Origin of the sequence: Mucilaginibacter gynuensis (assembly GCF_039541195.1) — a bacterium.
Lineage (GTDB): Bacteria > Bacteroidota > Bacteroidia > Sphingobacteriales > Sphingobacteriaceae > Mucilaginibacter > Mucilaginibacter gynuensis.
Genome location: NZ_BAABFT010000002.1, coordinates 89,340 through 105,264 on the forward strand (window position 1 = coordinate 89,340; position 15,925 = coordinate 105,264).

Sequence of the window (15,925 nt, forward strand, 5' to 3'; positions counted from 1 at the left end):
GTTAATGAGCCTTAAAACAGAACGGATAAAAAAAGACTGGTCGTTACTTGCCGTTGGCGACAAGAAGGGTCTTTACGCCTGTTTTGAGCTGTTTTATGATGATCTGTACCGCTTCGGTATCTGTATGTATAAAAATCCGGAGTTGGTAAAGGAGAGTATAAACAATCTGTTCATTGAATTATGGCGGATACAGGATAAGTTATCATCCGTACAAAACATACAACAATATGTGCTCACTATATATAAGCGCATACTTTATAAAACTTACCAGCAATACTCGCGCGATACCTTTACTACCTCAATTGAGGAGGCCGAGATAACCGTCGCGGCTGCCGAACAACCTTACGAAAATATACTGATAGCCAGTCAGCAGGATGAGTTTACCAAAAAACGACTGCAAAAAGCACTGAACCAGCTAACACCGCGCCAAATAGAGATAGTGCGGCTGCGCTATTTTGATGAGAAAAGCTTTTGTGAAATAGCAGATACAACCGGCCTTACCGAACGAACCATCTACAATACCCTGCATAACGCTATTAAAGTATTGCGGGATGTGTTTATATATGTGCTGATAATTAGATTATTGCAGTAGGCTATCTAAATAAAGAATTTTACAGAAGCAGCAAATTTTGCGTTATTAAAAGGCTGATAAAACTTTAAATACGCCATCTATTACTTTAGCCATTCTATTAATATCCAAAGTTTCCATAGTATCTGTGGCGAGATGGTAATTTCTATTACGGTAAAATGAAGTGTCGGTTATCATCAATGCGCTGAAACCAAATTTCCAATAATTTAAATGATCTGAAAAATCAATTCCGGGTAATGCCTTTGGGCCTGTAAATTCTTTTGTCCTGATTGTTCCTGTCGATTTAAACTTTTTACAGAATTTCCCGGCGAAAGCCCCGGCTCCAAACTTTTTTACAAGCGTTATGTAATTACCCTTGCTCCCATAAAACGTCGAAAGAAATCCTACAGGATAGGATTGCGATTCTTCTTCATCTTTAAAATAACCTATCATTTCAAGAGAAACCATTCCATCAACTTTAATCTTTTGATCGGCCAAAGCTTTTGCGTGAATATAGCTTCCCATATATTCTGTACGGAAATAAGGAGGTTCTTCGAGGGTGTAGGCAACAAGATCAACACGCTGATTCAGTTTTTTTCCTTTTAATAATCGTGATAGCTCTAATATACCTACCACACCGCTGGCATTATCATCGGCCCCTTCCTGATTCCCACAAACATCGTAATGCGCGCCAACAACTATTCTCTTTTGATTTTCGGTACCGTATGAACATATAACATTTTTATAAACCCTACCTTCTACCGTATATTCTTGTACAAAAACGCTGTCAGTAAATTTTGCGAACTCATTTTTAATATATGCTGCTGTTTTGTTAAGCTCATCTAAATTTTTGTACGTACGATAATTCCCTGTTTTTGTAATAGTAGTTAAATGCGATCGTATTAAAACTGTATCTGTTAACTGCATTGCAAAACTACTGTGCGTAATAAGCAGAAAAATAATGACAAACAGGTATTGAAAAGCCTTCATTGGTTTAGTATATAAGTGTTTAGAGAGAGCCTAAATTACCAAATGCTTATTTTTAAACGAAATATTAGTACAATGCTGTGTTTGTCTCCCGGTGATGTGTAAGATTGACAGGAGCATGTTATACATCGGTTAAAACCAACCTAACAAAATCTAAGCTGTAATATCTATAAAAACATATTTAATACCACATCCATAAAAATCACCTCAACTGCTCATCTTGTCAATTTAAATGGCCTTAATTCGCGGTATATTTATAACTTTAGCTGATTATAAACGCCAATTCGCTGTTTTCTGAATAAATGAAGTCAACCAGGTATTTTTTATTGTTGCTCTTATTATTATGTGTTAATTTTTGTGGATACGCACAGGTAAATGATAGCTTGTTTAATAAATTAAATGAGGTACTCAACAATAAAGAAACCTACATTAACCAAAAGCAAGACAGGATAAAGGCACTCCGCGAACAGTTGGCCAATACCGCCGCACCACGCGACCGGTTTACGGTGTACCTGCAATTATACGATGAGTATAAAACCTTCAGCTACGATTCATCTTACAGCTATGCCAAAAAGCTGCAAACCACCGCGGCCCAACTCAACGAACCGGTATTGATAGCAACCGCCAAAATGAAAATGGCCTTTACGCTGCTTTCTTCCGGCTTGTTTAAAGAGACGTTGGAGGTATTGAACAGTATTAACCTGCAACCCTTGCCTGATAACGACAGGGTAGAATATTTCTTTTTAAAGGCTCGCAGCTATTTTGATCTGGCCGATTATAACCGGAGTCCGGATTATACCGCGATTTATAACCCGAAAGGGATAGCTTGTATTGATTCGGCACTGGCGCTTTGTAAGCCGGGCAGCTACAGTTACCTCGAATTAAAAGGATTGAAGGATTTGCGTACCGCCGATTTTGAGGATGGTGAAAAAACCTATACAGCACTGCTTAAACTATCGGGCTTAACACCTCATCAGTTCGCCATAAACGCCTGCTGCCTGAGTTATATTTACGAGGTAACGGGCGATAAGAAGAAGCAATCGGTAGAACTGCTCATCCGTGCGGCTATTACCGATGTGGAATCGGCCACTAAAGAAACCGTGGCCAGCTATAAACTGGCCGATATATTGTTTAAGCAGGGCGATATTAAAAATGCCTATGTATACATTAAGCAGGCCATGGACGAGGCTACCTTTTACGGGGCTTTGCACAGGCAGGTAAAGATCAGCAGCATACTCCCCATTATTGAAGCCCAGTGGATCAACCAGATAGAGCATCAGAAAAGGTTGTTATATGCCTATTCGTTCATCATTACGCTGCTGGTGGTGGCAGTGATCGTTTTCGCGGTGATCAGTTTCCGTCAGCTTAAAAAGATACGCGCGGCAGATAAAATTATTCAGGAGGCCAATCTAAGCCTGCACGAAACCAATACCGCCCTCGAAGAAGTAAATAAGAAGCTGAGTGTAGCCAATACCATCAAAAACGAATATATCGGCTATTACTTTAATATTAATTCCATTTACCTGGATAAGCTGGAGAACTTTAAAAAATCGCTGGATAAGAAGCTGACCAATAAACGCTATGAAGATGCGCTGCAAACCATTAACCAGCTCAACCTCGAAAGCGAGCGCCAGGAACTGTTCAATACTTTCGATAAGGTTTTCCTCCGCTTGTTTCCCGATTTCATCGAGATATTTAATTCCTACTTTAAGCCCGAAGAAAAAATAGTGATCCCGAAAGGGCAATTACTCAATACCGAACTCCGTATTTTTGCCCTTATCCGCATGGGGATACATGATAATGACCGCATCTCAAAAATTCTGGGCTATTCGGTTAACACCATATATTCTTACAAAAACCGCGTAAAAACCAAATCCATCCTCCCAAATGATGAATTTGAAGACCGTATAATGGAAATACAAGCGGTGTAATATCTACATTAAGGCTATATAAGTTCTATATTCTGCAGGTTTATTTACAATACAAATAATTGATAAATAATACATTATACCAATTATTGTTTTGTATTTTCTATATCGGCTTTTGATAAATTGCTTTTGACGGCCAAGCTCCTTTCCTTTGGTTTATGATTGAGCCCCAAGCTCGTCTGTTATAAACCAATTTTTTAACCATAACTAAATTTAATGGAAAAGATCTACTCTTTAAAGTACGGGTTGCTGTTACTTTTTGTCTGCCTGTCAAACTGGGTATTCGCCCAATCGGGCACCATCACCGGTAAGGTGGTTGATGAAAATAACCTCCCGCTGCCGGCCGCTACAGTAGTAGTAAAAGGCAAATCAATAAGCACCTCAACAGATGCCAATGGCTTTTATAAGCTAAGCAATGTGCCCGCCGGTGCGCAAACCGTAGTAATAAGTTTTATTGGCTATAAAAACCAGGAGAACCCTGTAAATGTAAGCGGCGCGGTAAGTTTGAACGGCCAACTGGAGCCATCTACACTCGCTTTAAACGAAGTAGCGGTTATTGGTTACGGTACCGTGCGTAAAAGCGACGCTACAGGCGCAATAAGCGTAGTTACCGCTAAAGATTTTAACCGCGGCGCTGTAAATACCATACAGGATGCTATTGTGGGTAAACTGCCGGGTGTGGTAATCACCTCAACCAGCGGCGCGCCGGGCAATACATCAACCATACGCATCCGTGGCGGGGCTTCGCTAAATGCGAGTAACGATCCGCTGATCGTTATTGATAATGTGCCTATTGATAATACAGCATTAGGTGGTTCGGCTAATATATTGAACACCATTAACCCTAATGATGTAGAAAATATTACCGTACTTAAAGATGCCTCGGCAACGGCTATTTACGGTGCCCGTGCGTCAAACGGTGTATTACTGATCACCACCAAGCGTGGTTCAAAAGAGCTTAAACTGAATTACAATGTAACTACCTCGTTATCGGTATTGCCCAAACAAGTGGATGTTTATACCGGCGATGAGTTTAGGGATGTAGTGAACAAAGTATATGCAGGCAATACCGCGGTAACTAATTTATTGGGTACCGCCAGTACCGACTGGCAAAAAGAGATCTACCAAAAAGCATTTGGGCAAGATCATAACCTGAGTGTATCGGGTACGGCTAAAAACCTGCCATACCGTGTAGCCTTAGGCTATAACAACAGCGATGGTATTTTGAAAACTTACAATTTTCAGCGCACTACACTGGCTATCGGTTTAGACCCAAGCTTGCTGAATAACCATTTGAACATCCACGTAAACGTTAAGGGGCTGTACAACCTTAACAATTTTGCAGAGCAAAGCGCTGTTGGCAATGCCATTAATTATGATCCTACAAAACCGGTATACAATGGCAATACCCGCTGGAGGGGTTATACTACCTGGACGGATAAGGGCAATACCAACATCAATGGTGACCCGGTAACACTGGCACCTGCCAACCCGGTTGCCCAGCTGGATTTAACGGATAATAAATCGACCGTACGCAGAAGCATTGGTAACGCCCAGTTCGATTACAAAATGCACTTTTTGCCCGAACTGCGTGCCAACCTGAACCTTGCCTACGACTACGCCAAAGTATTTGGCCATAACAATGCCCGTGACAGTACGCAATGGGTATATATACCTGTAGTAGCAGGCGGCCGTTTAAGCAATTACGAAGAGAGCAGGAAGAACCAACTGGTTGATTTTTACTTTAACTATGTAAAAGACCTGAAGGCTGTAGACAGCCGTTTAGATGCAACGGCCGGTTATTCATGGTCGCATTTTTACAGAGAAGGTCACGGCACATCATCAGATATTAAAATGACCGCGCCGCAGCCACCTAACGATTACATTACCGAGTATTACCTCATCTCTTTCTTCGGCAGGTTGAACTACACTTTTAAAGATAAGTACCAGTTAACCTTTACCGTAAGGGACGATGCTACTTCAAGATTCGCTAAGGATAAACGCTGGGGACTATTCCCTGCGGGCGCGTTCACCTGGAGAATTAAGGACGAAGACTTCCTGAAAAACAGCAATACAGTATCTGATCTGAAACTGCGCGTGAGCTACGGTGTAACCGGTCAGCAAGATCTGAACAATGGTAATAACTACCCTTACCTGGCTAAGTTTACCGTGAGCGATCAAACATCGCGCTACCAACTGGGCGATACCTTTTACAACACCCTACGCCCCGATGGTTACGATGCCAATATTAAATGGGAAACTACCACTACCACCAATATCGGTTTAGATTATGGTTTCCTAAATAACAGGTTAACCGGTACCATCGATTACTATTTCCGTAAAACTAAAGATCTGTTGAGCATCGTTAACGCTGCTGCCGGTACCAATTTCGCTGCTACGGTACTAACCAACGTAGGTAATATGGAAAACCGTGGTTTAGAGCTGGGTCTGAATGCGGTAGTGATAAGCAAAAAAGACTTTAGCTGGAACCTGAGCTATAATATCAGCTATAACAAAAATAAAATCACCCGCCTTTCACTAAACGCTAATGATAATACCATTATACAGGTTGGCGGTATATCGGGCACATTTAATACCATACAGGCGCAAAAAGTAGGTTCGCCACTTAACTCGTTCTATGTATATCAGCAAATTTACGACAGCAACGGCAAGCCAATTGAGGATGCCTACGTTGACCGCAATAATGACAATGTTATCAACAGCAGCGACTTGTACATCTACAAAAAGCCGGATCCTACCGTACAAATGGGTATCAATTCGAGACTTGCTTACAAAGACTGGGACTTCGCCTTTTCGGGCAGGTTGAGTTTGGGTAACTACAACTACAATAACGTAGCATCGGGCAGTACTTATCGTGGCCTGTATTCATCATTAGGTTATATAGCCAACCAAACCAAGGCGGCAGAAGAAACACAGTTCACCACGGCGTTAAAAACCAACATGTCTGATTTCTACATTCAAAAAGCTTCATACTTCCGTATGGATAACGTTAACCTGGGTTACAACGTGCCTAAGTTTAACAAGCTGAAGCTGCGTGTAAGCGCGGGCGTGCAAAACGTATTCGTAATTACCAAATACAAGGGGCTCGATCCGGAGATCTCCGGTGGCTTGGATAATAACTTCTTCCCGAGGGCAAGAATATACCAGCTGGGCCTTAACTGTACATTTTAATTATTTAGCAAGAACGACATCATGAAACTGAATAGATCATTAATAGCTGTTATCTTAATTTCAGGCGTACTTGGTACTTCCTGCTTAAAAGATCTCGACGTAAAACCTAAAGATCCGAAGATAACTACCTCGGCAACGGTATTTGATAAACCCGAAGCCTATAAACAATTTTTAGCCAAATTATATTCAACCCTATCATTAACAGGGCAAAAAGGCGAAGCCGGCGCACCCGAAATATCGGCACCCGATGAAGGCACAACCGCCTTTATCCGCGGCTGGTGGAACGCGCAGGAAGTTACTACCGACGAATGCATCAATGCCTGGGGCGATGGTGGTTTGGTAGAATACCACGGCCATATATGGTCGGATAATAACGACTATATTAAACTGATGTACCAGCGTTTGTTCATCAATATCAGCTACTGTAACGAGATGATCCGCGCGGTGAACGATAACGTAGGCGGCTTGAGCGGTGCTCAAAAAACTGAGATTGACGCTTACCAGGCAGAGGCTCGTTTTTTAAGGGCTTATTACTACTTCTGCGCTATGGATCTGTACGGTAATGTACCCTTTGTTACCGAGGCAGATAAACCGGGTGCGTTTTTACCTAAACAAATTAAACGTGCCGATCTGTTTAAATACGTTGAAAGCGAGCTTAAGGCCGTTGCCGATTTACTGCCGCAGCCGGGTGCCAACGAATACGCCCGTGCCGACCGTGCCGCAGCATGGACATTGTTGAGCCGCATATATCTTAACGCGCAGGTATACACCGGTACAGCAATGTATGGCGATTGTATTAAATATGCCAATGAGGTAATTGGTGCAGGCAAATACTCGCTGCATGGCAAATACCCCGAACTGTTTTTGGCCGATAACGATAAGATCAAGGACGAAATTATTATGCCTATCGCGTCGAGCGGGGCAAGCTCAAGGAGCTATGGTGATGTAACCTTTATTATCCACGCCGGTGTAGGTGGCTCAGAAGATGCTGCCAATACTTTCGGTATCGCTTCGGGCGGCTGGGGTGGGAACAGGTTGACCACTGCTTTTGTCAACACACAATTCGCTGATCCATCGGGCAATACCGATAAACGCGCTATTTTCCACACCGCTGGGCAAACGCTTACCATTACGCACCCAACCGTGTTTACCGAAGGCTACTTATCAGCCAAATGGAAAAACATTACCTCAACAGGGGCACAAGGCGGTAACAGTACTTTTGTTGAAACTGATTTCCCGCTGTTCAGACTGGCCGAGGTTTACCTGAACTATGCTGAAGCTACCGTACGCGGTGGTGCAGGCGGCGATGCAGGCAAAGCGCTGCAATATGTTAACGCTTTACGCACACGTGCTTATGAAGGCGCAAGCGGCAACATCAACTCGGGTCAGCTTAACCTCGACTTTTTACTGCAAGAGCGTGGCCGCGAGTTTTACTGGGAGTTTCAGCGCCGTACCGATCTGATTCGCTTTGGCAAATTCACAGGCGGCAGCCTGCTATGGGATTTTAAAGGAAATGTAATGGCAGGTGTAAGCACCGATGCCCATTTCAATATATTCCCTATACCGGCATCTGATATGTTATTGAACAACAACCTAACTCAAAACCCTGGTTATTAATCCGTCAGAAAATCATGAAAAGATCAATATATACCATTGTATTAATTGCCCTTGCCTTATTTGGCTGTAAAAAGGATAATAATATAGTTGCAGTAAAAAGCGACAACCCGGGTTCACCGGCAATAAAATTACCGGCTGATGCCTCAACCATAAGCGTTACCCAAACCAATATGGACGACAAGGTAGTTATACGCTGGGCACAGGCCGATTACGGTGTTAAAACAGAACTGAGTTATACCGTACAGGTTGATAAGGCCGGTAACAATTTTGCTGCCCCCGTTGCATTGGGCACTACCACGTCCGACTCATTATCAACCACCAAGGCTAACATTAACAGTACCGTGCTTAACACGCTGAGCTTACCGGCCAATGCCGAATCGGAAATTGAGATAAGGGTACGCACCGTGTTTAATAAGGATAGTGTGATATCAAAACCCATCAAAATAAAGGTGATGACCTATAAGGATATCATCCCCGAAAGGTTAAAGCTAAATGTACCCGGTGCATACCAGGATTGGAAACCTGAACTGGCCGTGGCTATATACAATACCGAGGGTTCAAAATATGAAGGTTACGTATACATGGCTACCGCGGGTGAGTTCAAGTTTACTTCGGCACCCGACTGGAACCACATTAATTACGGCTTTGCCAGCGATGGTAAATTAACAACCGATGGCTTAAAGGGCGGCATTGTAGTTGCCGCGCCGGGTTATTATAAGTTTAATGTAGATGTTAACGCGCTTACGTATTCGTATAAACTGGTCGATTCATTTGGTATCATAGGTTCGGCTACCAGCGGTGGCTGGGATAACTCAACCCCAATGGTTTACAGCGCAGCAACCGGTTTATGGAAGGTTACCGCCAATTTGGTGGAAGGTGCCGTAAAATTTAGGGCCAACAACAACTGGGACCTAAACTATGGCCCGGCAAGCAGCGCCCAGTTTAGCGGCAAGCTGATACAAACCAACGATGCGGTTAACATTTCATCGGCAGGCAGCTACACCATAACTATCGATATGCGGCAAAACACACCCGATAGCTATACCTACACCATAGTGAAAAACTAATTCTGTTATATCAGTCCCGGCCATCAGGCCGGGACCGTTTTATCCCTTTTTAAATGAAATTTAACTATTTACTAACGCTTTCCCTGCTTTCTGTTTTGCTATCGGCAAAGGCCTTCGGGCAATCTGCGGTGCTGCAAATTGGTAACGTTACAGGTGTAAAAGTGAATGGGCAACAGGTTGATATCACTATTGATAATGCCGATGCGCAGGTGAGCATTTACACGCCGTCGATAATACGGGTGCGTATCGATAAGAAAAAGCTTGCTCCCGATTTTTCGTACGCCGTAACAGGTAAGCCCTTAACCGTAAAAAACACCATAGAGCAAAACGACAAGCAGATCACCATTACTACAGATTCGTTAAAGGCGGTAATTCAAAAAAAGCCGTTCGCTGTAGCATTTTATACCCCATCGGGCGAAGTGATCAACCAGGATGAAACAGGCCTTGGTACCTCATGGGCAGGCGACGCGGTAACCGTATACAAGAAAATGCAGGATGATGAGCATTTTGTAGGCCTTGGCGAAAAAACAGGCAACCTCGACCGTAAAGGCAATGGCTACACCAACTGGAACAGCGATAATTATGGTTACGCGGTTACGCAAGATCCCTTGTATTCTACCATCCCATTCTACATCGGCATCCATCATGATGTAAACTATGGGGTGTTCTTTGATAACACCTACCAGTCCGATTTTAATTTCGGGGCGAGCAATAACCGTTTTTCTTCCTTCGGGGCGCATGGCGGCGAGGCTAATTACTATATCATTTACCATAAAAAAGTAGCTGATATTATTACCTCGTACACCTGGTTAACCGGGCGTATGCCTATGCCACCGAAATGGGCATTGGGTTACCAGCAAAACCGCTACAGTTATTACCCCGAGGCAGAAGTAATGCGGATAGCCCATACCCTGCGCGAAAAACGCATCCCGGCAGATGGTATCACTTTAGACATTCATTATATGGATGCCTACAAGCTCTTCACCTGGAACAAAGACCGCTTTCCCGATCCCCTAAAAATGAATACCGAACTCAACAGCCTTGGCTTTAAAACCACGGTAATTGTTGATCCGGGTATTAAGGTTGAAAAAGGCGCGGGTTCTTACGAGCGCGGCGTACGCGATGATATTTATATTAAATACCCCGACGGGCAAGCCTACACCGGGCAGGTTTGGCCGGGCTGGTGTAACTTCCCCGATTTTACAAGTGCCAAAGGCCGTGCGTGGTGGCGTAACGAGGTGAAATTTTTCGCGCAATCGGGCGTAAGCGGCATTTGGAACGACATGAATGAGATTGCCACCTGGGGCCAAAAAATGCCCCATAACGTGCTGTTTGATTATGATGGCAAAAAAGCCAATCACCTGCAAGCGCATAATGTTTACGGTATGCAAATGGCCCGTTCAAGTTATGAGGGCGCAAGGGAACAGTTCAAAGAGCGTCCTTTTATCCTTACCCGCTCGGGTTATGCAGGCCTGCAACGCTACACCGCGATATGGACTGGCGATAACCGCGCCGAAGACGACCACATGCTGGCAGGCGTACGCCTCATTAATAGTTTAGGCCTAAGTGGTGTTGCCTTCGCAGGGATGGATATTGGCGGTTTTACCGGCAACCCAACAATAGCATTATATACCCGCTGGATAGAACTTGGCGCGTTTACGCCTTATTACCGCAACCATACCGCGTTAAACAGCAAAGCAAGCGAACCATGGAGCTATGGTGAAGATGTGCTGGATATTGCCCGCAACTATATCAGCCTCCGGTACCAGTTGCTGCCTTACATCTACGCCAACTTTTACGAGGCCACCCAAAAAGGTTTGCCTTTAATGCGTTCGCTGGCTATCAATTACACACACGATCCTCGTGTGCTCGACGCGCAGTTTCAAAACCAATATGAGTTTGGCAAAGCCTTTTTAGTAGCGCCGTTTGAAAGCAGCAAAGAGTACGGCAAGATCTATTTCCCGGCAGGTAAATGGTACGATCTGTATAACGATGGCTTACAGGCAGGCGAGCAGGATAAAATTGTTCAGCTAAACGTAAACAAGCTGCCGGTATATGTAAAAGGCGGCAGTATTATCCCTATGCAATCGCTTACCCAAAATACCGGCCAGTTGCCTAACGATACCCTTACCATACATATTTACAACGGTGATACTGCCGGCAGTTTTGTGTATTATGAGGATGACGGTAAAAGTTTTGATTATGAAAAAGGCAGCTATTACAAACGCGCTATCAGCTTTGATCCTGCTATTAAACAGATCAATTTCGGCAAGGCAGATGGCAGCTTTAAAAGTCATTTCAAATTGATTAAACTGGCGCTGCATGGCTTTACTGACGTAAGCGGGTTGAAAACCGGCGACCAGCAGATCCCATTAAAAGATGGCAGGTACGGATGGTTAGCCGCGGCTGCCAATACCGATCCGCAAGGAAGTGCCTACGCGCCTGAAACCTGCCCTATAAAAGTTGCTGTTATTAAAAATGATGACGGGGCTATAAAAATAAACTACTAACAAAAAGTGATGATGATAAGTGTTAAAATTAAAACCCGAATGAAAGCTTATTTATTTCTATTACTGGTAAGTGTGTGCGCGATCAACTGTAGCAAATCGGGTTCGGTAAAACCGGATCCTGTTACGCCACCTGTTGTGCCGCCTCCTACCGATACTTATAAAGATCCTGCGGCTTACGGCACCCCATTTGCCGCTGTGCCCGAGAGCAAGGACGCCGTAATTTACGAAGTTAACCTGCGTGCCTTTAGCCAGGAAGCTAACCTGAAAGGCCTGCAAAACAGGCTCGACTCAATCAAAGACCTGGGCGCTAACGTAATATGGCTTATGCCGATTTACCCGGTTGGCGTGTTGAAATCGGCCGGTGGTTTAGGTTCGCCCTATTCTGTAAAGGATTATAATGCCGTTAACCCCGAATTTGGTACACTGGCCGATTTACGTACCGTGGTTGACGAAGCCCACAAACGCGGCATGGCTGTAATTTTAGATTGGGTAGCCAACCATACCTCATGGGATAATGCCTGGATCAGTAATAAAGCATGGTATCAGCAGGATAGCAACGGTAATATTATTAGTCCGGTTGGCACCAACTGGGCCGATGTTGCAGCGTTAAACTATAATAACGCGGCCATGCGCATAGCGATGATCAGGGCGATGAAATACTGGGTACTTACTGCCAACGTTGATGGTTACCGTTGCGATGCCATTGATTTTATCCCGACCGATTTTTGGCAACAGGCTATAGATACACTCAAAAAATTCAATACCCGTAAACTGGTACTACTGGGCGAGGGTAGCAAGAAAGAACAGTTTACCGCTGGTTTTCAGTTTAATTACGCTTTCGAGTTTTACGATAAGCTGAAAGGCATCTTCGCGGAAACACAGGCGCCAAGTGCTTTATTTACCGCCAATACCAACGAGTATAATGCCTTACCCGCTGGCGCTATCAAATTGAGGTACATTACTAATCACGATGTTACCTCATCAGATGGCAGCGCTATTGATATTTACAAGGGCAAGCAGGGTTCACTGGCGGCTTTTGTGCTGGCCGCGTATATGAACGGCTCGCCGTTGATATATAACGGACAAGAAGTAGGCTGCCCTAAAAAGATAGATTTTTTCAAGCACGATCCTATCGACTGGACAACCAACCCGGATATTACTGCCGAATATAAAAAGATCATCGCATTGCGTAGGGCGAGCGAAGCCATCAAAACCGGTGCGCTTACCACTTACGGCAATACCAACGTTATCGCCTTCGAGAAAAAAGCCGGAACCGATGACGTGCTGGTATTGGTGAATGCCAAAAATTCCGTATTCAGTTACGACATCCCGGCAGTATTGCAAAATACTACCTGGAAAAACGCTTATACCAACGCCGCTGTAACACTGGCTACCAGCAGGCAAATGCAACCTTTTGAATATGTTGTATTAAAGAAATAACTATAATTGGTTATGTTAATAAATGTGTGTAGTTCTCCGGGTGGTTCCGGGGGACTTTTTTTGTTAGGTATTAGCTTCGATCAGTCGATATGGATCAATAAGCGATTGCGCTGATAACTAACCCTATTTTTACTTTTTCAAGATGCCTTCTTCTACGCTGCTATCGATAAGCTTTTTGGCGTAATCCCACAAAATAGCAGAACCATTTTTGATGACGCTTTTTTTCTCAACAACCTTATCATAAGGCACATTAAACTCTGCCCAGGTGCCTCCTTTGTTAGACTGGTTTTGTAGCAGTGGCTCAAACCTATCCATTGCACGGGCGAACTTCGCTTCGTCGGTTTCACCTGCTTCAAATTCTTCCCAAATCAAAATAAGCTCCTGTGCCTGATGCTGAGGCAGTAAGCCAAATATTCGTTCGGCCGCCGCCAGCTCTGCCGCTGTATTGGTGTGGTTTAGCACGGTATCGTATAAAAAAACATCCCCCGCGTCAATTTCCACAATATCATGGATCAGCAGCATTTTTATAACCTTTAAAAGATCAATGGCTTCATTACTGTGCCCGGCCAATACTACCGCCATTAATGCAAGATGCCAGCTATGCTCGGCATCGTTTTCTGTACGGTTACTGTTGAAAAGGCGTGTTTTACGTTGTATGTATTTTAACTTATCGATTTCGTGAATGAAATCTACTTGTTTTTGAAGTTGCTCAAAATTCATATGTTCTATTTAAGCATTGCAAATATAGTTATCTGTAATTAAAAGCAAGGGAGATCGCGAGAATCAAAACAATCAGTATTGCTAATACCAACCCAATTTTATTTTAACAGCATTTTTAAAGGTATCGCCAATCGGCAAATGCTGCCCGGCTATTACAATTTTAGCTTTTTCAAAATAGTCAATTTTACTAATGTTTACAATGTATGATTTGTGTATGCGTACAAAGCATTCATAGGGCAATGCCTGTTCAATATTCTTCATTCTTTCAAGCGTCATCAACTTGCCTGTGGTTAGGTAAAAGATGAGATAATCGCCCAGACCTTCAATATAAAGAATAGTAGAAAAATCTGTTTTTTGAACTTTGTATTCAGTCCGCAACAGCAAATAGCCTGAACATTGTTGCGGTAGCAGGTTACTAATACGTTGCTTGGCTTTGGCAATGGCAACCAAAAAACGTTCGAAAGTGACAGGCTTCAACAGGTAATCGATAACGTCGTACTTATACCCTTCCAGCGCGTACTCCGCATAGGCTGTGGTAAGTATCACTTTAGCCTGGCTGTTTTTGAGCGATTCCATTATTTCGATACCCGTGATCTCCGGCATTTGTATATCCAACAATACTAAATCTGCTCCTCCTTTTATGATGGCCTCAAGCGCTTCGGCCGCGCTCGTTGTTTGCAATACCAGCTGGAGTCCGGGCGTTCTTTTAACATAACCGGATAACAAGCGGATAGCCGGGTGCTCATCATCCACTATAATACAGCGTATCAGTTGTTTACTTTCCATATTGCAATTGCAGTTTTACCACAAACAGGTGATCAGTTTCGGTAATTTCAAGTTGGTGCAGCCCCGGATAGAGCAGGTTGAGCCGCTGTTTTACATTGCTGAGGCCAATGCCACCGGTAGTATCTTTTTTTTGGGTACCGGTTACATTAGTACAGCTGAAACTTAACCGGTTAGCATCGTTGTTTATTTCTATTTTAAGCCAATTTTCCTTTACGCGCACCTGTCCATGTTTAAAGGCGTTCTCTATAAAGGGGATCAATAACAGCGGCGGAATATGTGCGGCTTCATCAATGATGCTCTTTGTTATCGTTATCATGGTTGGATGCTCAAACCGGAGTTGCTGTAAGGCGATATATTTTTCGATATAGCCGATCTCGGTGCTTAACAGAACCGTTTCGTTGGTATTGTACAACATATACCGTAACAATTCCGACAATCCGGATATGGCCGGTAAAGCCTGGGCATTTTGCTCGTACACCAGCGCGTAAATATTGTTGAGATGGTTAAACAGAAAATGCGGGTTGATCTGCGAGCGAAGAAACGATAGTTCGGTCTGCCGGTTTTGCAGCTGCAATTCTACCTGTTGCAATTCTTTATACTGCGCGTACCTCACCAGGTAAAATATGGTTGCGAAGAATACCTGTGCGCTGATAGGGATAATAATGAACTGAAAATAACGGCTCATCCGCACGGGGGCGTCTTCAAAAGCCCTCGTCCAAAACAGGCAACAAAAATATGTAGCTATGCAAACAAGCGGCACACCAAATAGCAATTGCAGGTATTGCCTGCGTGGATGAAACCGGCACAGTAACAAATATGCAGTCAGCGCCAGCAGATAATAGATCAGGATGTCGCCCGCAAATTGCAGCCACTCGGCAAGGCTGTGGCTGCCTTCACCAAAAGAAAAGCGACCATGCACTAATCCGGGCAATTGCCTTGCAACAATAACCAGTACATAAAAAACTAAAAAGGTAAAAGAGAATAAGGGTATCCTTTTCTTCATACAATCAAAGTTATCACAATTTGTGCTCGCCTGTATAAGAAGCACTTGTCGGTTTGTCGAGGTGTTTGGGCAGTTGAACGATGTCTTGGGCCGTGCATTTTCCTACC

Annotated in this window: 11 protein-coding genes; 7 read left to right on the forward strand and 4 right to left on the reverse strand. The window is 43.7% G+C overall.

Annotated features, from left to right (window positions below):
- Positions 1-4: 4 nt before the first annotated feature.
- Entirely contained in the window at positions 5-592 is a 588-nt protein-coding gene (locus ABD894_RS03815) for an RNA polymerase sigma factor (RefSeq protein WP_345209664.1), read from the forward strand.
- A 45-nt stretch (positions 593-637) separates the two neighbouring features.
- Here the strand turns inward: ABD894_RS03815 and ABD894_RS03820 are convergent, their stop codons facing one another.
- Positions 638-1,558 (reverse strand): M28 family peptidase, encoded by a 921-nt coding sequence (locus tag ABD894_RS03820; RefSeq protein WP_345209665.1) that lies wholly within the window; start codon positions 1,556-1,558, stop codon positions 638-640.
- A 380-nt stretch (positions 1,559-1,938) separates the two neighbouring features.
- Here ABD894_RS03820 and ABD894_RS03825 point away from each other — a divergent pair, with 380 nt between their 5' ends.
- The 6 genes from ABD894_RS03825 to ABD894_RS03850 all read left to right on the forward strand — a co-directional run bounded on the left by ABD894_RS03825 (position 1,939) and on the right by ABD894_RS03850 (position 13,309).
- The gene (locus ABD894_RS03825) at positions 1,939-3,486 is read left to right on the forward strand and encodes a DUF6377 domain-containing protein (protein WP_345209666.1); all 1,548 of its coding nucleotides are present in this window, start codon (positions 1,939-1,941) and stop codon (positions 3,484-3,486) included.
- Between the two features lie 213 nt (positions 3,487-3,699).
- Positions 3,700-6,675, forward strand: coding sequence for a SusC/RagA family TonB-linked outer membrane protein (locus ABD894_RS03830; protein WP_345209667.1), 2,976 nt, complete (start codon positions 3,700-3,702; stop codon positions 6,673-6,675).
- A 21-nt stretch (positions 6,676-6,696) separates the two neighbouring features.
- Positions 6,697-8,292, forward strand: coding sequence for a RagB/SusD family nutrient uptake outer membrane protein (locus tag ABD894_RS03835; protein WP_345209668.1), 1,596 nt, complete (start codon positions 6,697-6,699; stop codon positions 8,290-8,292).
- A gap of 14 nt (positions 8,293-8,306) precedes the next feature.
- Positions 8,307-9,359 carry a SusE domain-containing protein gene (locus ABD894_RS03840; RefSeq protein ID WP_345209669.1) on the forward strand — a complete coding sequence of 351 codons (1,053 nt, stop codon included), beginning with the start codon at positions 8,307-8,309 and terminating at the stop codon, positions 9,357-9,359.
- 53 nt (positions 9,360-9,412) lie between these two features.
- Positions 9,413-11,869 carry a glycoside hydrolase family 31 protein gene (locus tag ABD894_RS03845; RefSeq protein ID WP_345209670.1) on the forward strand — a complete coding sequence of 819 codons (2,457 nt, stop codon included), beginning with the start codon at positions 9,413-9,415 and terminating at the stop codon, positions 11,867-11,869.
- A 39-nt stretch (positions 11,870-11,908) separates the two neighbouring features.
- Positions 11,909-13,309, forward strand: coding sequence for an alpha-amylase family glycosyl hydrolase (locus tag ABD894_RS03850; protein ID WP_345209671.1), 1,401 nt, complete (start codon positions 11,909-11,911; stop codon positions 13,307-13,309).
- Positions 13,310-13,438: 129 nt separating this feature from the next.
- On the opposite strand, the gene ABD894_RS03855 is transcribed toward ABD894_RS03850, so the two are convergent.
- The 3 genes from ABD894_RS03855 to ABD894_RS03865 all read right to left on the reverse strand — a co-directional run bounded on the left by ABD894_RS03855 (position 13,439) and on the right by ABD894_RS03865 (position 15,818).
- On the reverse strand, positions 13,439-14,029 hold the full coding sequence (locus tag ABD894_RS03855; RefSeq protein ID WP_345209672.1) for an HD domain-containing protein: 591 nt from the start codon (positions 14,027-14,029) through the stop codon (positions 13,439-13,441).
- 81 nt (positions 14,030-14,110) lie between these two features.
- Positions 14,111-14,815: a LytR/AlgR family response regulator transcription factor gene (locus ABD894_RS03860; RefSeq protein WP_345209673.1), complete on the reverse strand. Its 705-nt coding sequence runs from the start codon at positions 14,813-14,815 to the stop codon at positions 14,111-14,113.
- Entirely contained in the window at positions 14,805-15,818 is a 1,014-nt protein-coding gene (locus ABD894_RS03865) for a sensor histidine kinase (protein WP_345209674.1), read from the reverse strand. The genes ABD894_RS03860 and ABD894_RS03865 overlap by 11 nt, the downstream gene beginning before the upstream one ends.
- Between the last annotated feature and the right edge of the window lie 107 nt (positions 15,819-15,925).

Bases quoted from the DNA above. Each gene is read 5' to 3' on its own strand.
- ABD894_RS03815 (WP_345209664.1), top strand. From the start codon at position 5: ATGAGCCTTAAAACAGAACGGATAAAAAAAGACTGGTCGTTACTTGCC.
- ABD894_RS03820 (WP_345209665.1), bottom strand. From the start codon at position 1,558: ATGAAGGCTTTTCAATACCTGTTTGTCATTATTTTTCTGCTTATTACG.
- ABD894_RS03830 (WP_345209667.1), top strand. From the start codon at position 3,700: ATGGAAAAGATCTACTCTTTAAAGTACGGGTTGCTGTTACTTTTTGTC.
- ABD894_RS03835 (WP_345209668.1), top strand. From the start codon at position 6,697: ATGAAACTGAATAGATCATTAATAGCTGTTATCTTAATTTCAGGCGTA.
- ABD894_RS03840 (WP_345209669.1), top strand. From the start codon at position 8,307: ATGAAAAGATCAATATATACCATTGTATTAATTGCCCTTGCCTTATTT.
- ABD894_RS03845 (WP_345209670.1), top strand. From the start codon at position 9,413: ATGAAATTTAACTATTTACTAACGCTTTCCCTGCTTTCTGTTTTGCTA.
- ABD894_RS03850 (WP_345209671.1), top strand. From the start codon at position 11,909: ATGAAAGCTTATTTATTTCTATTACTGGTAAGTGTGTGCGCGATCAAC.
- ABD894_RS03855 (WP_345209672.1), bottom strand. From the start codon at position 14,029: ATGAATTTTGAGCAACTTCAAAAACAAGTAGATTTCATTCACGAAATC.
- ABD894_RS03860 (WP_345209673.1), bottom strand. From the start codon at position 14,815: ATGGAAAGTAAACAACTGATACGCTGTATTATAGTGGATGATGAGCAC.
- ABD894_RS03865 (WP_345209674.1), bottom strand. From the start codon at position 15,818: ATGAAGAAAAGGATACCCTTATTCTCTTTTACCTTTTTAGTTTTTTAT.